General features: G+C 45.4%; 18 protein-coding genes. 5 read left to right on the top strand and 13 right to left on the bottom strand.

The genetic code is table 11. The features are described from left to right. Nucleotides 1–67: 67 nt before the first annotated feature. The 4 genes from ftsY to rpmB form a co-directional block, all read right to left on the bottom strand. Complete coding sequence (ftsY, locus tag MUY27_RS06580) at nt 68–1,033, bottom strand: signal recognition particle-docking protein FtsY (RefSeq protein WP_245129196.1); 966 nt, start codon at nt 1,031–1,033, stop codon at nt 68–70. A gap of 193 nt (nt 1,034–1,226) precedes the next feature. After that, the gene (locus tag MUY27_RS06575; protein WP_245129195.1) at nt 1,227–1,388 is read right to left on the bottom strand and encodes a DUF4295 domain-containing protein; all 162 of its coding nucleotides are present in this window, start codon (nt 1,386–1,388) and stop codon (nt 1,227–1,229) included. An 85-nt stretch (nt 1,389–1,473) separates the two neighbouring features. Further along, a complete protein-coding gene (rpmG, locus tag MUY27_RS06570) occupies nt 1,474–1,656 on the bottom strand; it encodes a 50S ribosomal protein L33 (RefSeq protein ID WP_074490316.1) in 183 nt (60 codons plus the stop codon). 86 nt (nt 1,657–1,742) lie between these two features. Next, nucleotides 1,743–1,976: a 50S ribosomal protein L28 gene (rpmB, locus tag MUY27_RS06565; RefSeq protein WP_245129194.1), complete on the bottom strand. Its 234-nt coding sequence runs from the start codon at nt 1,974–1,976 to the stop codon at nt 1,743–1,745. A gap of 252 nt (nt 1,977–2,228) precedes the next feature. Between rpmB and acs the strand changes: the two genes are divergently transcribed. Continuing rightward, nucleotides 2,229–4,142, top strand: a complete 1,914-nt coding sequence (gene acs / locus MUY27_RS06560) for an acetate--CoA ligase (protein ID WP_245129193.1) — start codon at nt 2,229–2,231, stop codon at nt 4,140–4,142. Between the two features lie 147 nt (nt 4,143–4,289). Here the strand turns inward: acs and MUY27_RS06555 are convergent, their stop codons facing one another. Both MUY27_RS06555 and MUY27_RS06550 read right to left on the bottom strand, forming a co-directional pair. After that, nucleotides 4,290–4,628 carry a DUF5615 family PIN-like protein gene (locus MUY27_RS06555; protein WP_245129192.1) on the bottom strand — a complete coding sequence of 113 codons (339 nt, stop codon included), beginning with the start codon at nt 4,626–4,628 and terminating at the stop codon, nt 4,290–4,292. Further along, complete coding sequence (locus MUY27_RS06550; RefSeq protein ID WP_245129191.1) at nt 4,594–4,851, bottom strand: DUF433 domain-containing protein; 258 nt, start codon at nt 4,849–4,851, stop codon at nt 4,594–4,596. Before MUY27_RS06550 ends, MUY27_RS06555 begins: the two co-directional genes overlap by 35 nt. A 96-nt stretch (nt 4,852–4,947) precedes the next feature. Here MUY27_RS06550 and MUY27_RS06545 point away from each other — a divergent pair, with 96 nt between their 5' ends. After that, nucleotides 4,948–5,133 (top strand): CsbD family protein, encoded by a 186-nt coding sequence (locus MUY27_RS06545; RefSeq protein WP_245129190.1) that lies wholly within the window; start codon nt 4,948–4,950, stop codon nt 5,131–5,133. A 229-nt stretch (nt 5,134–5,362) separates the two neighbouring features. On the opposite strand, the gene dapA is transcribed toward MUY27_RS06545, so the two are convergent. Further along, entirely contained in the window at nt 5,363–6,247 is an 885-nt protein-coding gene (gene dapA / locus MUY27_RS06540) for a 4-hydroxy-tetrahydrodipicolinate synthase (protein ID WP_245129189.1), read from the bottom strand. 81 nt (nt 6,248–6,328) lie between these two features. Further along, nucleotides 6,329–8,152: a UbiD family decarboxylase gene (locus tag MUY27_RS06535; protein ID WP_245129188.1), complete on the bottom strand. Its 1,824-nt coding sequence runs from the start codon at nt 8,150–8,152 to the stop codon at nt 6,329–6,331. A gap of 93 nt (nt 8,153–8,245) precedes the next feature. Here MUY27_RS06535 and MUY27_RS06530 point away from each other — a divergent pair, with 93 nt between their 5' ends. Then, entirely contained in the window at nt 8,246–9,865 is a 1,620-nt protein-coding gene (locus tag MUY27_RS06530) for a M28 family metallopeptidase (RefSeq protein WP_245129187.1), read from the top strand. A 513-nt stretch (nt 9,866–10,378) separates the two neighbouring features. Here the strand turns inward: MUY27_RS06530 and MUY27_RS06525 are convergent. From MUY27_RS06525 to MUY27_RS06510, 4 genes are all read right to left on the bottom strand, one after another. After that, nucleotides 10,379–11,314 carry a 1-phosphofructokinase family hexose kinase gene (locus MUY27_RS06525; protein WP_245129186.1) on the bottom strand — a complete coding sequence of 312 codons (936 nt, stop codon included), beginning with the start codon at nt 11,312–11,314 and terminating at the stop codon, nt 10,379–10,381. Then, on the bottom strand, nt 11,314–12,372 hold the full coding sequence (locus MUY27_RS06520) for a class I fructose-bisphosphate aldolase (protein ID WP_245129185.1): 1,059 nt from the start codon (nt 12,370–12,372) through the stop codon (nt 11,314–11,316). The genes MUY27_RS06525 and MUY27_RS06520 overlap by 1 nt, the downstream gene beginning before the upstream one ends. A gap of 177 nt (nt 12,373–12,549) precedes the next feature. Beyond that, nucleotides 12,550–13,863, bottom strand: a complete 1,314-nt coding sequence (locus MUY27_RS06515) for a M16 family metallopeptidase (protein ID WP_245129184.1) — start codon at nt 13,861–13,863, stop codon at nt 12,550–12,552. 31 nt (nt 13,864–13,894) lie between these two features. Next, nucleotides 13,895–15,259 carry a M16 family metallopeptidase gene (locus tag MUY27_RS06510; RefSeq protein WP_245129183.1) on the bottom strand — a complete coding sequence of 455 codons (1,365 nt, stop codon included), beginning with the start codon at nt 15,257–15,259 and terminating at the stop codon, nt 13,895–13,897. 125 nt (nt 15,260–15,384) lie between these two features. Between MUY27_RS06510 and MUY27_RS06505 the strand changes: the two genes are divergently transcribed. Both MUY27_RS06505 and MUY27_RS06500 read left to right on the top strand, forming a co-directional pair. After that, the gene (locus MUY27_RS06505; RefSeq protein ID WP_245129182.1) at nt 15,385–16,224 is read left to right on the top strand and encodes a sulfite exporter TauE/SafE family protein; all 840 of its coding nucleotides are present in this window, start codon (nt 15,385–15,387) and stop codon (nt 16,222–16,224) included. A 4-nt stretch (nt 16,225–16,228) separates the two neighbouring features. After that, nucleotides 16,229–16,615, top strand: coding sequence for a DUF1634 domain-containing protein (locus MUY27_RS06500; protein ID WP_245129181.1), 387 nt, complete (start codon nt 16,229–16,231; stop codon nt 16,613–16,615). Here MUY27_RS06500 and MUY27_RS06495 read toward each other — a convergent pair whose 3' ends face one another. After that, nucleotides 16,616–19,072: a TonB-dependent receptor gene (locus MUY27_RS06495; RefSeq protein WP_245129180.1), complete on the bottom strand. Its 2,457-nt coding sequence runs from the start codon at nt 19,070–19,072 to the stop codon at nt 16,616–16,618. Nucleotides 19,073–19,127 lie beyond the last annotated feature (55 nt).

Here is a 19,127-nt window from a genome sequence, read left to right as displayed (position 1 = left end):
AGGGGAGACTTTATCCATTTGTATTTAGAGCCCTCCCTCCCGGGGAGGGTTGGAAGGGGTAACTCAATTACTTTTTAAATAAACTATCCACAAATCCTTTGCGGTCGAATAACTGCAAATCGTTCATGCCTTCGCCGACACCGATGTATTTAACCGGTATCTTAAACTGGTCTGATATGCCGATCACGACGCCGCCTTTTGCGGTACCGTCTAACTTGGTCAGCGCTAAAGCATTAACGGCAGTAGCTTCTGTAAATTGCTTGCATTGTTCTATGGCGTTCTGCCCGGTAGAAGCATCCAGAACCAGCAGGATCTCATGCGGCGCGCCGGGGATCACCTTTTGCATCACATTCTTAATTTTGGTCAGCTCGTTCATTAAGCCCACCTTGTTATGCAAACGACCGGCAGTGTCAATAATAGCCACATCTTCGCCATTGGCAACGGCAGATTGCAGGGTGTCAAATGCGACAGAAGCCGGGTCTGACCCCATGGCTTGTGCCACTACACGCACGCCCACCCGTTCGCCCCAAAGCAGGATCTGGTCTACCGCTGCCGCACGGAAGGTATCTGCAGCGCCTAAAACCACCTTATTCCCGGCCATTTTCAACTGGTGGGCCAGTTTGCCAATGGTAGTTGTTTTACCAACCCCATTAACGCCAACTACCATAATTACGTAAGGTTTGTGGTTGCCGTACTCGAAGTTGTGGAAATCGTTGCTGTTATTTTCGGCCAGCAACTGCTGAATTTCATCGCGCAGGAGCGAGTTAAGCTCAGAAGTGCTGACATATTTATCCTTTGCAACACGGGCCTGTATACGCTCGATGATCTTTAAGGTGGTGCTTACGCCTACATCAGAAGTAACCAGGATCTCTTCCAGTTCGTCCAGTACATCGTCATCAACGGTCGACTTACCGGCTATGGCTTTAGATATTTTGGAAAAGAAGTTGTCTTTGGTTTTTTCCAACCCGGTATCCAGCGCCTGTTGTTCCTGAGGCGTGCTTTCCTTTTTCTTAAAAAAATCGAATAAACCCATGTTTCAGCTGTGCAGATTTGAAAATATGCAAAAGTGCGGATGATACAAAAATAAGCACCTTTACTTAATCCTCTGTAGCAGTACAGTCATTTTGACTATCTGGTTATTATTATAGGGGATGGGGTAAGGCACAATAAAAAAAGCCCTCTGGCATATTGCAAGACGGCTTTTATATTTTTAGCAGAAAACTAAATTACGCTTTAGCTTCAGCAATCGCATCTTTAACGTGATCGTTATGTACGATTTGTTCTTTGAATGAGTAAGCACCGGTTTTTGGTGATTTCACCATGGTAATTACTTTAGAGTACTCTTTACCTTTGCCGGTTTTCAGGGTTGCAACTACTTTCTTTGCCATCTCTTTATTTTGTTAAAGGTTGTATGTTGAAGGTTGACTGTCTTGAGAATACTCGCAACTTACAACTCGCAACTTACAACTCAAATTACTTAATCTCTTTGTGAACGGTTACTTTACGTAATACAGGGTTGAATTTTTTCAACTCTAAACGCTCAGTTGTATTTTTCTTGTTCTTGGTGGTAATATAACGAGACATGCCTGGCATACCGCTCTCTTTATGCTCTGTGCATTCTAAAATTACCTGAACTCTGTTACCTTTCTTTGCCATTTCTTTATTTAGTTATGGAGTTATTTAGTTATTAGGTTATTAAATGAATAACAATTCACTCAATCAACTAATTAACCAAGTAACTACTATATGTATCCTTTTTTAACGTATTTACTGATAACCGCGCTGATACCGTTTTTGCTAATGGTTTTAACAGCTGAAGTAGATACTTTTAAAGTGATCCATTTATCTTCTTCCGGTATATAAAACTTCTTGATTTTTAAGTTAGGATAAAACTTGCGCTTGGTCTTAACGTTTGAGTTAGAAACGTTATGGCCGTTCATTGGGCTTTTTCCTGTTAAATCACAAATTCTTGACATGACAATTCGTATTAATGCTGTACTTCCTCTTAAAAAGAGTTTGCAAATATCGATGTTTTCATTTAATTATTCAAGAGTGTCTGTAAAAATATTCAAAAAGATTTCCACATTGTCTTTCAACAGTTTAATAGCGTGCAAAACTTTCAGCCGCGGCCTTTAGTCTGTCGTGCAAAACGGTTTAAAAACTGCTTTATATTAACCCTACAACCTTTTCGGTAAAATTACTAATTTACGCCCACCATTATTACCACTATGAGCAACTTCAAAATCTCGAGTTTCGACGAGTATAAAAAAGTATATCAGCAAAGCGTTGAACAACCCGAAGCCTTCTGGGGCGGCATTGCCGAAACCTTTAAATGGCGCAAGAAATGGGACAGCGTGTTGAACTGGAACTTCAAGGAGCCCAGTATTAAATGGTTCGAAGGCGCCAGGTTGAATATCACTGAAAATTGCCTGGACAGACACCTGGATACCATCGGTGATAAACCTGCGATTATCTGGGAGCCGAATGATCCGTCTGAAGATCACCGCATTCTTACCTATAAACAACTGCACGATAAAGTTTGCCAGTTCGGTAACGTATTAAAGAACAACGGTATTAAGAAAGGTGACCGTGTTTGTATTTATATGCCCATGCTGCCGGAACTGGCTATCGCTGTTTTAGCCTGTGCGCGTATCGGTGCGATACACTCCGTAGTATTTGGTGGTTTTTCGGCGCAATCTATCGCAGATCGCATTAACGATGCCACCTGTAACCTGGTAATTACTGCCGATGGTGGTTTCCGCGGACCGAAGGACCTGCCCCTGAAAAACGTAATTGATGATGCGCTGGTACAATGCCCTACCGTTAAAAAGGTAATTGTATTGACACGCAGCCATACCCCGGTTTCCATGATCAAGGGCCGCGATGTGTGGTGGGAAGACGAAATTAAGAAAGTGGAAACCATGGGTAACCCGGATTGTCCGGTAGAGGAAATGGACGCAGAAGATATGCTGTTCATCCTGTACACATCCGGTTCAACCGGTAAGCCAAAAGGTGTGGTGCATACCTGCGGTGGTTACATGGTTTACACAGGCTATACCTTTGCAACGGCCTTCCAGTATGACCCGAATGAGGTTTATTTCTGTACCGCTGATATTGGCTGGATTACCGGTCACTCTTACATTGTTTATGGCCCGCTTACGCAAGGTGCTACCAGCGTATTGTTCGAGGGCATACCTACCTGGCCTGATGCCGGCAGATTGTGGGATATTGTAGAAAAGTATAAGGTAAACATCCTGTATACTGCACCAACTGCTATCCGCTCACTGATGGGCTTTGGTTTGGATGTGGTGAAGAATAAAGACCTGAGTTCACTAACGAAGCTGGGTTCTGTAGGTGAGCCGATTAATGAGGAAGCATGGCACTGGTTTGATGATAACATCGGCCATAATAAATGCCCGATTGTGGATACCTGGTGGCAAACAGAAACGGGCGGTTTCATGATCTCGCCTGTCGCCAACGTTACTCCGCTGAAGCCAAGTTTTGCCACCTTGCCACTGCCAGGCGTACAACCTGTATTGGTAGATGAAAACGGAAAGGAAATTGAAGGTAATGGCGTAAGCGGGAACCTTTGCATTAAATTTCCTTGGCCCGGCATGCTGCGTACTACCTACGGCGACCATGAACGCTGCCGTCAAACTTATTTTGCGACATACGAGAATATGTACTTCACCGGCGATGGCTGCTTACGCGATGAGGACGGTTATTACCGCATTACCGGCCGCGTGGATGACGTGCTGAACGTATCCGGCCACCGTATCGGTACCGCAGAAGTAGAGAACGCCATTAACATGCACAGCAGCGTGGTTGAATCGGCAGTGGTAGGTTATCCGCATGATATTAAAGGACAGGGTGTATACGCTTTTGTGGTTTGCCCTAACAAGCACGATAACGATGATAACCTGACACGTAAAGATATCATCATGACGGTATCGCGTATCATCGGCCCGATTGCAAAACCGGACAAGATCCAATTCGTGAGCGGACTGCCTAAAACCCGTTCAGGCAAAATTATGCGCCGTATCCTGCGCAAAATAGCCGAGGGTGAAACCTCCAACCTAGGCGATACCAGTACCTTACTGGATCCGGCAGTGGTTGACGAAATCAAGGCGGGAGCGTTATAAGCTATAAATGAGATTATTTTTGACGGCTGCCTAGTTAAACAAGGTGGCCGTTCTTTTTGGTATTTAGAATAAAAAGCGGTCTAAAAATTTGGTATCCAGACCTTAAAGGGAATTAAGAGATAGCTAATATTTTACAACTTTATCGATTTAATCAATTTCAAGAAAGAATATTTCATTATTGCTGTCTTTGATAAATTCTATAATCGCTCCTCTATTGCTAATTAATTTATTGGCAATTTTAAGATTTGTTGAATTGCCGAATCTAAGCCAAACTACCTTGGGTAATGATGATCTGAGGACAGAAAGATCGATAAAATCACTATCGAAAGTAACTATTGTGTATCCTTTCGCTTTTGGATATTGCCAAATTTCCGCATCAGGAGCGTCAACCAAACCAAGGGTTTTTAGATGCTTTGTTTCAGGGAAAGTATCTTCTAAAAGCCTTGCAACTTTATAGGAAATGTTTTGGTCGAGCAGAAGCTTCATTTAGGCTGTCAGTATTTAACTTGTGTTCCCTATCTGCTGCATAAGCAAGGCAGGCTTTTATCTGCATTTCATTTAATTCGGGGAAATCGTCAATAATTTCAGCAACGGTCATTCCTTCTGACAGCCAGCTTAATACGTCATATACAGAAATACGGGTTCCGATAACACAAGGCTTGCCAAATCTTTTTTCCGGCTTTATTTCAATATATGCGGCGTAATCCATAATCAAATATAATTAAATCTTAACTGTATCTATTTAATCTCACAGTTAAAACCATACACGGCACTAATTGTTACAAGTATATAAATTGAAACTACCATGGATAAATTAGAAATAAAAGGTGGCTGGAACGAACTGAAAGGCAAAATCAAACAAGCCTACGGCGACCTTACCGACGATGATCTAACACACGAAGAAGGTAAAGACGATGAGTTTTTAGGTAAACTTCAGCAGAAGACAGGTAAAACCCGCGATGAGCTGGTGACCTGGATTAAAAGTCTGTAATGACAATTCTTCAAAAATGAGACTATTGTCTATAATATGAAATCACAAAGCCCGCAATTGCAGGCTTTGTGATTATAAATACCACTTGTCATCTCGAACCGCAACGTGCGGGAGAAATCTTTTGTGGTTGCTAAGTCTGTTATAGAAGATCTCTCACTAATGTTTGAGGTGACATATTTATTTTCAACGCTATCAAAAAATCTTGATTCTTGTCTCTTGATTCCTGCTTCTAAAGCGAAGTGATTCGCTTCGTTTCCGCGATGATTTTCTCCGCAATCGCATCATTCACATTTACCAATGGTAACCGAACGGCATCGCCGCAAACCCCCAATTCTTTTAAAGCCGCTTTTACACCTGCCGGGCTGCCATCTGCAAAGAACAGCCGGGTAACCTCTATCAGGTCGAGGTGACCTTTTTGTGCTTCTGCAAATTTGCCTTGCAGGCACAACCGTACCATGTCCGAGAATTGGCGAGGGAAAGCATTGCCCACAACAGAGATCACGCCAACAGCACCTAAAGCCATCATGGGCAGGGTAACCGGGTCGTCTCCGGAAATGAACAGAAAGCCTTCGGGTTTATCGCGCATGATCTGGTTAAACTGGTCAAAGTTGCCTGATGCCTCTTTAATACCAATGATGTTTTTAAAATCAGTTGCCAGTTTGCAGGTTGTTTCAGCGCTGACGTTGCTGCCTGTACGGCCAGGTACGTTATATAAAATTACAGGCAATGCCGATGTTTCTGCGATGGCCTTGTAATGTTCGTAAATACCGCGCTGATTAGGTTTGTTGTAATACGGGCTGGCCGAGAGAATGGCATCGTAACCGGCAACGTCGAAGCTTTTTACAGCTTCTACAACCTCGCGCGTGTCATTACCGCCAATGCCTGCAATTAGTGGTGCGCGGCCATTGGTTACCTTTGCCGTAAATTCCCAAACCTTCTTCTTTTCGTCCTTATTTAATGTGGCACTTTCGCCGGTTGTACCTAACGATACTAAATACTCCACACCACCATCCAACAGGTGGTTGATCAGTTTCTCCAGGGCTGGGTAATCTACCTCGCCGCCGGCGCCAAAAGGGGTGACCATTGCTACCCCTGTGCCATAAAATTTATTCATCACAATAATATAAGGGGTGCTAATTTAATGATTTTAGCAATATGCCCGTGCCTAAATTAGTGGTATAAAGAAGTTAATCACTTAAAATTTCAAGTTCGCCATTAAAGCATCCACCCGCCTTTCTACTTCAGGGTCTTTTATCAACGGTGGGGCATGGTGCGGCTTAATGCGGGCATCGATGATCACCGGCCCGTGGCAGCCCCAGTGCTTATGCTCGGTAAAACTGTTAATGCCCCAGATGTCGTGCGAGGGGTTACTCCGTGTAAAGGTGATCCATACCAGGTTATTGATATTAGCGGCGGTAAAATCAGCATCGTCGCAAAGCACTATTAACGGAAGCCCTTTTAGATCGGCATTCTTCAAGTGTTCGTTCAATTGGCTGATTTCCTGGTTCGTTGTTAGTTCATCGCGGTACTTCGGAGCAGTGATTGCCAAAACACCCGGCATGGCTATTTTATAGTTAGAAAAGTTATCCGGAAGAGTGAACGACGATGGAAGTTCGCGCCATAATTCCCTAATCACCGGCCCGGCTACCGTTACGGCGACCTTACTGCCCGAGTTCAGCCCGCTGCCACTGTAATCGAGTGTGTCAATGGTGGTTTTGGTGTAGAAGTGCAAGTCGCGGGTCAGGTCAATCCGCTCCAGGATATGTTTCAGAAAATCTTCGATATTGTTAATATCCAGTTTCGGATCATCTTCTTTTGCCGCAATAAAAAGATACTTCGCCAGGCTCAACTGGTTTTTCCCGAGGATATGATTGGCAATCGTCAGGATCTCCTGCGGTTTGCGTTCTCTTAAGTATGGTGTGTAGCGCTCACTACCTATCGCAAATAGCAATGGGTGGACACCCGCTGCATCGACTGCGTTAACGGCATGCAGCCCGGGAATTTCATTGGGCAGGGCAGAACCGGTAATCTCGTGGATCAGGGCGCCAAAGCTGGTATCTTCCTGCGGTGGCCGACCTACTACCGTGAAAGACCATATGGCGTTCTTTTTATGATAAACGTTATGCACCTTCATTAGCGGGAAGGGATGTTTCAGGCTGTAATAACCTAAATGGTCGCCAAAAGGGCCTTCGGGCTTATTTTCGTGAGGGGCAACTGTGCCGGTAATTACAAAATCGGCATCGGCAGAAATGCAAAAACCTTCAGCATCATAGAAGTAGCGGAACCTGCGTTTACCCAACGCCCCGGCAAAAGTCATTTCTGACAGACCTTCGGGCAGCGGCATTACCGCAGCAACCGGGTGCGAAGGCGGCCCTCCCACAAAAATACTCACCTTTAGTGGCTGGCCTTTCGCGTTAGCTTTAGTTTGGTGAACACCAATACCGCGGTGCAACTGATAATGCAGCCCAATTTCCTGGTTAGTGATATAATCGTTACCATTCAACTGAATGCGGTACATGCCCAGGTTAGCATTCATAATGCCGGGCTTGTCGATGTCTTCCGTATAAACCTGCGGCATGGTCACAAATGGTCCGCCGTCCATCGGCCAGTTCACAATTTGTGGTAAAGCGTCGATGGTGGTTTTTTCAAAATGGCGAATGTTACTGCTGCTGATCTTTTTAGGCAGCGCTGAAATTGCCGTCAGCCCGACGTTGGCGTATTGAAAAGGTTTTTTAATAGCTTTTACAGGATCATTCTTTAGTTCAACCAGCGTCTTGATCTTTTCCAGCGTATCGCGGAAAATAAACTCGGAACGATGAAGCGTACCAAACAGGTTAGAAACTGCCGGGAACTTGCTGCCTTTTACTTTTTCGAATAAAATAGCAGGCCCCTGCTGTTCAAAAACGCGCAGATGGATAGCCGCCATTTCCAAATAGGGGTCTACCTCTTCTTTGATCCGAATGAGGTGGCCGTTTTTTTCGAGATCGGTGATGCAGTCTTGTAAGCTTTTGTAACCCATGTGGCACCAAAAGTAATAACTCGGAAGAGTAAATAGTATCAGTTTTAGGTAAGAAGATTTGTATTTTGCCGCTTTAGAAATAATTTAAGCAGCATGAATTTTAATCGAGCCAAATTATTAGCAACGGGGTTATCCATCGTGTCCGGTCTTTCAGTTTTCGCCCAGATTAGTGGGATGACCGAAGAAAGCTACCGGAAATATGCAAAGGAAATTTCTGCCGATGAAATGCAGGGACGATTGCCTTTTACCCAAGGCGAAACCAGAGCCATTAGCTACCTGGAAAAGCAGTTTAAAGCGTTGGGGTTGGAGCCAGGGAATAAAGGTAGCTATTTGCAGCCGGTACCCATGGTTGCAATTTCTACCACGCCCGATGCATCCATGAAAGTAATCAGCCCTAATTCAACCATAGAACTTGAAGGGTTTAAGGATTATGTATTATGGACACGCAGGACTGAGCCACGGATTGACATTCAAAATGATGAGTTAGTCTTCGCGGGATTTGGGATATCTGCCCCGGAGTTTAAGCACGACGATTATGCCGGGCTGGATGTGAAGGGTAAGATTGTGGTAGTGTTGGTGAATGATCCGGGTTATTATGATGCTAAACAGTTTAAAGGCCACACCATGACCTACTACGGCCGGTGGACTTATAAATACGATGAAGCAGCCCGGCATGGTGCTAAAGGTTGCTTGATCATCCACGATACCGGCCCTGCTGCTTATGGCTTTGGGGTGGTACAAAATAGCTGGAAGGCAAGTAAATTATACCTGGACCAGCGTGGGCACGAAACGTTCAAGTGCGCCATAGAAGGCTGGCTGACATTGCCTACAGCAGAAAAGTTACTGGCAGCTTCCGGTACGGATTACAAAACATTGTTGAACAAAGCTTTGCAGCCTGGATTCAAGGCAGAGACATTGCCGTTAAAATTATCGACAGGGCTGAGCACGACGGTAAAGTATAACCAATCACACAACGTGATTGCCAAAATAACCGGCAGCAAAAAGCCGGATGAAGCCATTATCTATTCTGCCCATTGGGATCATTTTGGTATCGGTAAAGCTGATGCTAAAGGCGATTCGATTTATAACGGCGCATTAGATGATGGAAGTGGTGCAGCCGCCGTATTGGAACTGGCAAAGGGTTTTAAAAGTATGAAAACTAAACCCGCAAGAAGCATTGTGTTTCTACTGGTAACTGCGGAAGAGCAAGGCTTGTGGGGTTCGGCCTATTATGCAGAACACCCTGTTTTTGCGACGGCTAAAACTGTCGCCGATATTAATATTGATATGTTGTACCCGTTCGGTAAAACAAAAGATATTTCTGTAGTAGGTTACGGGCAATCGCAATTGGAGGATTATTTATTGACCGAAGCTAAAAAGCAGGGCAGGTATATCGAGCCGGAATCTGACCCGGCAAAAGGGATGTACTTCCGGTCTGACCATTTCAATTTTGCCAAAGTGGGTATCCCGGCGTTGTACATTGAAACAGGTGTCGACCTGGTAGCTAAAGGCAAAGTAGTCGGCAAACAAATGCATGACAACTTTACGGCCAACACCTATCACAAACCAAGCGATCAGTACAGCGAAGATTGGGATGTAAGTGGCACGTTGCAAGACCTTCAGTTGATACTGAATGTGGGTAAGCGCTTAGCTTACGGCAGCGAATGGCCGCAATGGAAACAAGGGTCTGAGTTTAAAAAGCTGAGGAAATAGCGGATAGAACCAAGAAACAAGAATCAAGACTGATTTTTAACCGTGATTCCGCGCTATAAAAACATAATAAGCGATCCTGAAACAACCCTTCGACAAGCTCAGAGTGGCATGTTCAGGATCGCTTAGTTATGCAGCGATGACCTTTTTTTGTCATGCCCAACCATATCATTCTGATCTGCCAACTCGCGAGAAGAATCTGTAAAAGAGAACTATGTGCAGATTCTTCACTGCGTTCAGAATGACAAAAATCTATTGTTAAATATTGAATTTTTTAGAAAATAGTCTACATTAACTATCACAACATCTTAGCACGTTGTTGGTGTTGTCACCAACAACCTCCACCCAATGTGCATGCTTCGAGTGCCCTTCGACAAGCTCAGGGTGACATTCCTCAGCGTGACACCATCATTGCCAATTTTACAGATTCTTCCCAAACAAGTTTCGTGAAGAATCTTCTAAAAATAGAACGAGGTTCATAGCAAATTAACTTAATGATAAAACCGTAAGACATATTTACAGTTCTGCAATCATTTGTAGATAAAGCCTTTCTGCATTTTCTTTTTTGAACAGTTCTGTACCGGGGTTCATGGTAGCGGCACTGCCACAAGCGATGCCCATGCGTACCATGTGCCTTACGTCCATCTTTTTTTCGCAGCCATAAACCATACCGGCCACCATACTGTCGCCGGCACCTACGGTACTGCGTTTTTCTACGGGTGGGGCTTTAATGTGCTCTGTAAAACCCCTGGTGGCCAGCAGGGCGCCATCCCCACCTAACGAGACGACAATCACCTCGCATTTGCCTTTATTAATAATAGCTTCGGCTGCTTTCTTTACATCTTCAATCGTGCTGATGTTTTTGCCGGTCAGCTTACTCAATTCATTCTGGTTTGGCTTTAATAAGTACACCCCTTCTTCTACAGCATACCTTAATGCTTCGCCAGAGGTATCTACAATCAGTTTTGCCCGGTCTTCTTTGGCTATTCTGGCAATCTCTGCGATGAAATCATCCTTAATTCCAGGCGGCATCCTTCCGCTTACCACTATGTACTCTGGTTTTGGCTGCATATGGCGAATGGTGGTCAGGATTTCTTCTTCCTCACTCTCCAACAACTCGGGGCAGGGCATCCCAAATCTAAACTGCTCGTTGGTTTTGCGGCTTACCACAATGAAATTTTCCCGGGTGAGGTTTCGCGTAGCAATGGGGTGTTGCTCCAGGCCTTCCTGCTGTAGTAATTGATGTAGCCGCTGCCCTGTTAAACCACCGGAGGGGTATATCGCAACGGAGTCCAGCCCCAGGCGTTTCAAACCTCTGGATACATTAATTCCCCCGCCGCCCGGCTCAAACTTCGGTTCCGAACACTGTAGTTTATGTTCCGGGATTATTTCTTCTACGCTGCTGCTTTTATCAATAGTAGGGGCCAGCGTTAAGGTAACTATCTGTTTCATCAGGCCAGATCAATTTCTTTAGCTAAATAAACATCCTGGATGGTTTGCAAGAACTCAACACCTTCGGCAAAGGGACGCTGAAATGCCCGGCGACCAAGTATTAAACCAGAGCCGCCTGCCCGTTTATTGATCACCGCATTTCTGACAGAATTCGCCAGGTCGCCCGTGCCTTTTGATTCGCCGCCCGAATTAATCAGCCCGGCGCGACCCATGTAACAATTAGCCACCTGGTAACGGCAAAGGTCTATCGGGTGATCGGAAGACAACTGACTGTACATTAAAGGATCGCTTTTAGAGAAGTTAAGCGTGGTAAACCCACCATTAGATTCGGGCATTTTTTGTTTAATAATATCCGCCTGGATGGTGACCCCTAAATGATTGGCCTGCCCGGTAATATCCGCCGCGGTTTCGTAGTTCACACCGTCTTTTTTGAAGGCGTTATTACGCGTGTAGCACCAGAGGATGGTAGCCATACCCAACTGATGCGCCTCTTCAAAGGCTTCGGCTACTTCTATGAGCTGTCGGCCGGATTCTTCGGAACCAAAATAGATGGTTGCCCCAATTGCCGCTGCGCCAAGGTTCCAGGCCTCTTTTACTGAGCCAAACATGATCTGGTTGTACTTGGTAGGGTAAGTCAGCAATTCATTATGGTTGATCTTTACGATGAACGGAATTTTATGTGCGTACTTCCTGGCTACCATCCCCAGGTTGCCAAAGGTAGTAGCCACGGCGTTTGATCCGCCTTCTATAGCCAGCCTGACAATATTTTCAGGGTCGAAATAAAGTGGATTTTTGGCGAATGAAGCACCGGCCGTATGCTCTATGCCCTGATCGACAGGCAGGATAGACAGATAACCCGTTCCGGAAAGCCTGCCATGATTTCTGATAGCGGCAAGGCTTCGCAATACCTGCGGGTTGCGGTTGCTTTCTACAAATACTTTATCCAGGAAGTCTGGCGAAGGCGCATGCAGTAAGTCTTTCGAAAAGGTTTTGCTTTGATGCTGCAACAAGTAAGGCGCACTGTCGCCCAACAGATCAAGAATTTTTTGGTAAGCCATGGTGATACTTTTTTGTCCGTCTGAAGGATAACAGCGCCTTTATGCTATTGTTGCAAAAAGGCATTGCAAAACCATCAGGCGGTTCTGGTCAAAGATATCAGCACGTCGCAGGTAAATAAGTGATCTGGTCTCCCGTTGTTTGTGATCTTTATCAGCGTTTCAGCACTGCAAATCTTATTAGTGCACCGTCATCGAGAAAGCATCAACCGCCTGTTTAGCCAGGTTGGTATCGCCCAGATAGCTCCACCGCAGGCCAGAGATATATTTGTTGAGGCTGCGGTTAATTTGTGCCACGGTAACTTTACTCAGCATCTGCGGTAAATTTTCTGCATACTGCCAGCCACCGTTAATTTCAGCTGCTCCCAGGTTAGAGGAGATGGCACCCGAACCCTGTTGCTTGCTGTAGTTAGAGGTGATGAAGCTATTCTTCAGATATTCCAGGCCCTCGTCTGAAATGCCTGCTGCACGTATCCGGTTCACTACTGTTACCATTGCCGAAACAGCCTCTTGCGGATCATTCGTGCTTACATGAAGTATCCCGTAAGAGATTTTATTACTTACCAGGTAAGCGCCGGGATCATACGATAAATTTCTGCGTGTACGTAATTCTGCGAAGATAGAACCACTCAGTGCCGAGATACCCATCCGGAAGGGGAGATAGTCGGGGCTGGTAGGTGCCGGTGCGTTAAAAGCTGCGCTGATGTAGTTGGTAGCCAAAGCACGGCTTTCTGTATTCAGGTTATTGTCTGTCCAAACCGGGATGCTTTGCACCGGCGGCGAATACGGTTTTGCCGGCAGTGCGGCAAAGGCGCTGCGGATCTTCTGCTCCAATTGCTGTCGGCTAATTTTACCGGCCACTACCAGGAACATGCGGTTTTTATTCAGCAGTTTGGTGTAGTATAATTTTAACGCTTGGGCTTTTAGCGGCAGAATACTTTGTTCCGTTCCTTCAGGGTCTGTTGCATAAGGGCTGCCGGCAAAAGCGTTGGCAGTCACCATGTCTTCAATATGCTGGTCCGGGTCTGATTGCTGGGTATTTGCCCTTGTAATCACCTTGCTTTTCAGTAATTCAACTTCATTAGGTTCGAAAGCTGGGTGCATAATCGCTTCGGCGAATAAGCTCCATCCCTGGTCGAAGTATTTAGAAATACACTCCATGGCAATGTTGCCATAATCAAGTGATGATGAACCGCCGATGGAAATGCCAAACTCGTCGGTCATATCGCGAAAAGCATTTGCAGAATATTTTTTGGTGCCGCACTCTGTAGCGGCTTTCAGCGCAAAGTTTTCTATGCCCGCCTGCGATTTTGGGTAATTGTAAACACCGCCGCGGTAATACATGCGCACGCTGATCACTTCTTTAACCGTGGGTTTGAAAATTACCTTCAGGCCGTTCACCATAAAAGAAGTGGTGGTACGGGTGCTGGGTTGGGCAAAAGTTGCGGATGCTGATAAAATTAAAGAGAATATAAGGATGAATGTTCTTTTCATGATGGAAGGAATACCTGCTGTATGTTAAGATTTAGTTGCTGGCGGTAAAGAATTTTTCGGGCATGATCTGCTGCTCCATATACGGGTTGATCAGCAAGCCCGCGCAATGAGGTTTGTCTTTAATGTATTTGCGCACGTAGTTCTGCAGATCTGCTTTGGTCATTTTCTTCAGGTTATCGTTATACGTGTTGAAGTAATCAATAGAAGCCGATGCCCACCAGAACGAAAGCACCTGCGTAAAATCTGAAGTGACCTCTGCTTCGCGGATCTGCTTAATTTCCAGTTTCCGCTTAGCGGTTTCCAGTTGTTCGTCAGTTACGTAATCGGGGCTGTCCCACATGGCAATTTGCCGTTTAATTTCGGCCAGGCACTCCTGTACTTTATTGGGGTTAGGGATCACTGTTAGGGTAATGGGGCCGGTATAGCGTAAGGTAAGGTAACCAAAGTCTACCTGCAAGGCCAGGCCGGATTGGATGAGCGCTTTACTGAGTTTAGACGAGTTTTGATCCAGAATGTAAGAGAAAACGTCTGCGGCGTAAGTTGCCGGGATGTCATTCCGGGTGTCCGGTCCGAACCAGTTCATCTGGATAATAGGAACATTGGTAAGGTTCGATTTCACCACGAAATAATCGTTTTTGGTTAGCGGCTTAAATTCGGGTATCGGCCATTTCTGAAAAGGGTCGAAAGAAGAATGCTTCCAGCTGCCAAAAAGCTGCTCTACCTGGGCAAATACGGCGTCATGGGCTACGTCTCCGGCTATCGTCAGTAATGAGTTGTTAGGATAGTAGTACTTGTTTTTGATAGAATCCATCATGGCAGGCGTTGCCGAGCGGATCACCTGGTGGTCGCCTGTAGGGTTCTTACGGCTATACAAATCGCCCCACATGTGATGGTCCATGGTTTGCAGCAGCGCAAATGCCGGGCTGGATTCGTGCCGCTGAAATTCATCGTCTACTACAATATTTTCTTTTGCCATTTCCTCCGGGGTAAATAAAGGGTAGCGGATGGCAGAGTTCATCAGTTCGAGGCCGGGTTTCAGGTTTGCGCTGGGCAGGGTGAAGTAGTAGTTCACATTTTCGAATGTGGTAGAGCCATTAAACTCGATCCCCAACTCGCTGATGCGATTCATCAGGTCTTCCTGGGTAGGGTAATCTTTGTTTGCCTTAAAAAACATGTGTTCGTAAAGGTGGCTCAGCCCGTTAAACTGCGGTGGTTCTGTAAAAGAGCCATTCTTACAAGTAATCATTACAGTAGCCAGCGGCACGCTGTTATCTTCAATCACCAGTACATCAAGCCCGTTTGGAAGCGTTTTAAAAAACATGTTCGACGGGAGCTTGCTTTGCGCGACAGCACCCAGGGCGAACAGACAAAAAAGAATAAGCAGTTTAATTCTCATAGCGACATTAAAACGATTAAAGTAGTTATTATCTTTTAAAAATTAATTAAAAATGCTGTTACGCCAAACCGCCTGGCTTTGAAAAGTATTACTACTTTAGCAAACGAAACAGCACAAGCCCCGCAATGTCTGTATATCTCTTAACTATTATTATTCTTGCAGGTTCTTACTTTGCCGGTCTTTTAGGTTCTTTAACCGGCTTAGGCGGCGGCGTGGTTATTATCCCTTTGCTGACAGTGCTGCTGCATGTAGATATCCATTACGCCATCGGTGCATCGCTCATCTCGGTTATCGCTACTTCGTCCGGTTCGGCAGCGGCGTACGTTCGCGAAGGGATCACGAATATCCGCATCGGCATGTTCCTGGAGATTGCCACAACGGTTGGTGCGCTTGTCGGCGCTACCTTGTCTTTATATATCCATACGCCCATCATAGCCGTGCTTTTTGGTGTCATCCTGATCTTTTCGGCGCTCATGTCGCTAAAGAAGAAAGTGGAGAATATCTCGCAGACAGAAAGCGTTTGGGCAGAAAAGTTAAAACTGAACGGAAGTTACCCCACGCCAGACGGGCAGGTAGTAAAGTACGGTGTGCGTAAAGTTGGCGGCGGCTTTTTTATGATGCTGTTTGCCGGTATTATTTCCGGCTTATTGGGAATCGGCTCAGGATCGTTAAAGGTGGTGGCGATGGACAGTATTATGCGCATACCCTTTAAAGTTTCTACGACTACCAGCAACTTCATGATCGGGGTTACCGCAGCTGCCAGTGCCGTAGTTTACCTGCAGCGCGGTTATATCGATCCAGGTTTGTCTATGCCTGTTGTATTGGGTGTGCTGCTGGGGGCTTTAACCGGTTCAAAGATATTGGTACATGCCAAATCTTCCGGCTGGCTGCGGTGGGTGTTCGCCGTCATCGTGACGATACTGGCCGTGCAGATGATCTATAACGGTATTACGGGTAAAATTTAAAGTAATGGCGGGCAGTAATTTTAAAGATAAAAACATACAGGATGTCATTGGCTGGGTACTTCGCGGAGGGGTAATTGTATCCATGGCCGTGGTTTTTATCGGCGGCGTAATTTATCTGTACCGGCATGGCAGTTCTACCGTCAGCTATCGCCAGTTCCAGGGTGTACCGGCATTCGTTCAAAGCATTGGAGGGATCATCAACGGCATCCTGAACTTACGTGGAAGGGCCATTATCCAGGCCGGTATTATCCTGCTGATAGCCACACCAGTGGTACGGGTCATTTTTTCTGCTATCGGGTTTATTTTAGAGAAAGATTACCTGTACACGGCGATCACCCTGTTTGTACTGTTGGTGATCATCATCGGTATGCTAACCGGGCGCGGTGGCTGATCAGTTCGAACCACTCATTCGTTTCTGTTCTTCATCATTACCCACATTGCGGCGGCGCGAAGCTTTTACGCCCGACTTACCAAAGCGGTAGGAAACACTGAGCCTGAACACCCTGGTTTCGGGTTTATCATACAGGTTAAAATCAAGGTTTTTATAATTGCTGTAGGTTCTGTCGCGTCGGGTATTAAAAATATCAGTCACGGCAAAAGTGAGCGTTATTTTTCGTGAGGCAAATTGTTTGATTACAGACGCGTTCGAATAATAAACCTTTTTATAGTTCAGTATTCCGAAGTAAGTGGGAATATCGTAATAGCCGTCAATGCTGGCCGTCAGGTTTTTAGCGATGTTAAAATTCTGCTGAAGCAGCACGTTCAGGTCGTGTGCATTTTTGCTGTACCCGGTTGTATCTGTAAAACGCATCAGAGTAGCTTCGCCATAAACAGAAGCACGCCACCAACTGGTTAACTTAAAAGGGATACTATAAGTTAAACCTAATACATCTTCTGCTTTGAAATTAACCTTGGTGGTTTTGAACGTCTTTGTTTTATCGTCCTGGATAAAGTAAGTAAAGCTCCAGAAATCAGTGATCCGGGAGGCATTAAGCGTAATCAGCCAGTCCTTACTATTGCTGTACTTTAAAGCCAGTTCATTTTTATACGCGGGTTTTAAGAAGGCATTGCCCGAGCGGAAATTGTAATTGTCCTGGAAGTAAACGATCGGATTAAGGTTTTCATAAGCAGGCGGGTCAATCCGGCGCGAAAAATCTAAAGTCAGCGACGACTGATTTTTTAAATTGTAATTAACCAGTAAGCTTGGGTAGTAGCTGATGTATTTCCTGTCTACATCTAATCCCATCGAGGATGATTCTGCTTCCGTTGCCCGGCGTTCTGCCCTTAAGCCTGCGGTATAGTTAAACCTTCCTGATGTTTTAGCATAATTTACGTATGCAGCTGCTATTTTTTCTGCATACATAAACGTTGAAGTGAAAGGGGCGTAGGGTTTATAAATCCCTTTTCTTACCACGTCGAATTCCTGTTGGTTATCTGATTTTACGTCGCTTACTTTTACCCCGGCCTCAAGCCTTGCGGATGCGGAAACAGGGTTGACATAATCTATTTTAAAAGACTTATTATCATACCGTGTAGGGGCATAGTTACGCAACGTGTCATTGGAAAAAGCCGGTTGGATGATCGCCAAAGTGGGCTGATTAATTGGGCGAAGCCTTGTTGCTTTGCTGTATAAAATTTCATCGGTAGTTCTGCGGTACACCGAATAATCTGCATCGGCACTGAGGGTTTGTTTTGTATGCCCGATTTTGCCGCTGTAGTTGAGGTTATAGTTTACATTGCTGACACTTCTTTCGGGGTAAGAAGTGGTGTACAGCATAGAATCCGGCTGCCCGTTAACCTGCATCAGGGTAGTGGTCCTTTTGTTAAAACGGCTGGTGCCGGTATTGCCATATACCAGGAAACCAACTGTATGGTCAGAATCTATTGAATAATCAGTGCCAATCCGGTAATCGAACCGCGGTGTACGTTGCGTATTGTAATACCTTGTGCTAAAGTTAGAGAGTGCAGTGCCATGCACATTACGATCGGTATTAATCGTATGGTCTGTTTTATCATAGCGGTAGCCCGCATTCCCAAAAATGTTGATCTTACCCGTACGATAATTTGTATTTAAATTAATACCCGCTTTGCCAAAGTTTCCATAACCGGCAGATGTGGTCAGGATATTATTCAGCCCGGTGTTTTTGCCTTTTTTTAAGATGATATTGATCAGTCCTCCGTTACCGGCAGCATCATACTTGGCAGGCGGATTCGGGATCAGTTCAATTTGCTCAATGCCGGATGAAGGCAGCGATCGCAGGTATTCGGTAAGGTCTGCACCGGAAAGCTGCAATAACTTCCCGTTGATCATGACGGAAGGTTGTTGCCCCGCATGCATCGCTATTTGTCCGTCACCACTTACTTTCACTCCCGGGGCTGTCCGCAGCAGATCGGTAAATGAAGCGCCCTGTGCATAGGGGTTTCGTTCGACGTTGAGGATTATTTTATCGCGCCGTACTTCCACCAGTTTTTTTACACCGGTGATGGTTACCGTAGCCAGCGACGTAATATCGGGTTCTAACCTGATGTCAGGGATGGATGTTTTGGTTGAAGACAGGACGGTGTATGGTCCAAAATAAGTTTTTCGATTACTGATGCGGCTGATTAACAGCAAGTAACGCCCTGCACCGAGGCCGGAAAAAGAAAACAAACCGCTTTTGGTTGTGCTGGCGGCCTTTACCAGGGCCGAGTCTTTTACGGTTAGTAAGGCAACCGTTACCGCTTCTGCCGCAATACCGGTTTCGTCCACAATTTTACCTGACAACGTAGACTGGCCTGATTGCGCATGCGAGTAAAGTGCATATCCTGTTAGAAAAAATAAAAAAATGCAGGTAGACAGTTTTTTCATTAAACAGCAGCAGGGGCCTTTCTATTTGTCAATTAGTTATAGCGCCGGTGATAGG

It is taken from the genome of Mucilaginibacter straminoryzae (assembly GCF_022953055.1).
GTDB lineage: Bacteria > Bacteroidota > Bacteroidia > Sphingobacteriales > Sphingobacteriaceae > Mucilaginibacter > Mucilaginibacter straminoryzae.
This window is presented reverse-complemented; position numbering and strand designations above follow the sequence as displayed.

Excerpts from the sequence above, each read along its gene's own strand:
- MUY27_RS06555 (WP_245129192.1), bottom strand. The coding sequence starts at position 4,628 with ATGAAGCTTCTGCTCGACCAAAACATTTCCTATAAAGTTGCAAGGCTT.
- acs (WP_245129193.1), top strand. The coding sequence starts at position 2,229 with ATGAGCAACTTCAAAATCTCGAGTTTCGACGAGTATAAAAAAGTATAT.
- MUY27_RS06500 (WP_245129181.1), top strand. The coding sequence starts at position 16,229 with ATGGCGGGCAGTAATTTTAAAGATAAAAACATACAGGATGTCATTGGC.
- MUY27_RS06505 (WP_245129182.1), top strand. The coding sequence starts at position 15,385 with ATGTCTGTATATCTCTTAACTATTATTATTCTTGCAGGTTCTTACTTT.
- MUY27_RS06535 (WP_245129188.1), bottom strand. The coding sequence starts at position 8,152 with ATGGGTTACAAAAGCTTACAAGACTGCATCACCGATCTCGAAAAAAAC.
- ftsY (WP_245129196.1), bottom strand. The coding sequence starts at position 1,033 with ATGGGTTTATTCGATTTTTTTAAGAAAAAGGAAAGCACGCCTCAGGAA.
- MUY27_RS06530 (WP_245129187.1), top strand. The coding sequence starts at position 8,246 with ATGAATTTTAATCGAGCCAAATTATTAGCAACGGGGTTATCCATCGTG.
- MUY27_RS06525 (WP_245129186.1), bottom strand. The coding sequence starts at position 11,314 with ATGAAACAGATAGTTACCTTAACGCTGGCCCCTACTATTGATAAAAGC.
- MUY27_RS06495 (WP_245129180.1), bottom strand. The coding sequence starts at position 19,072 with ATGAAAAAACTGTCTACCTGCATTTTTTTATTTTTTCTAACAGGATAT.
- MUY27_RS06545 (WP_245129190.1), top strand. The coding sequence starts at position 4,948 with ATGGATAAATTAGAAATAAAAGGTGGCTGGAACGAACTGAAAGGCAAA.
- rpmB (WP_245129194.1), bottom strand. The coding sequence starts at position 1,976 with ATGTCAAGAATTTGTGATTTAACAGGAAAAAGCCCAATGAACGGCCAT.
- MUY27_RS06520 (WP_245129185.1), bottom strand. The coding sequence starts at position 12,372 with ATGGCTTACCAAAAAATTCTTGATCTGTTGGGCGACAGTGCGCCTTAC.
- MUY27_RS06575 (WP_245129195.1), bottom strand. The coding sequence starts at position 1,388 with ATGGCAAAGAAAGTAGTTGCAACCCTGAAAACCGGCAAAGGTAAAGAG.
- MUY27_RS06515 (WP_245129184.1), bottom strand. The coding sequence starts at position 13,863 with ATGAAAAGAACATTCATCCTTATATTCTCTTTAATTTTATCAGCATCC.
- rpmG (WP_074490316.1), bottom strand. The coding sequence starts at position 1,656 with ATGGCAAAGAAAGGTAACAGAGTTCAGGTAATTTTAGAATGCACAGAG.
- dapA (WP_245129189.1), bottom strand. The coding sequence starts at position 6,247 with ATGAATAAATTTTATGGCACAGGGGTAGCAATGGTCACCCCTTTTGGC.
- MUY27_RS06510 (WP_245129183.1), bottom strand. The coding sequence starts at position 15,259 with ATGAGAATTAAACTGCTTATTCTTTTTTGTCTGTTCGCCCTGGGTGCT.
- MUY27_RS06550 (WP_245129191.1), bottom strand. The coding sequence starts at position 4,851 with ATGGATTACGCCGCATATATTGAAATAAAGCCGGAAAAAAGATTTGGC.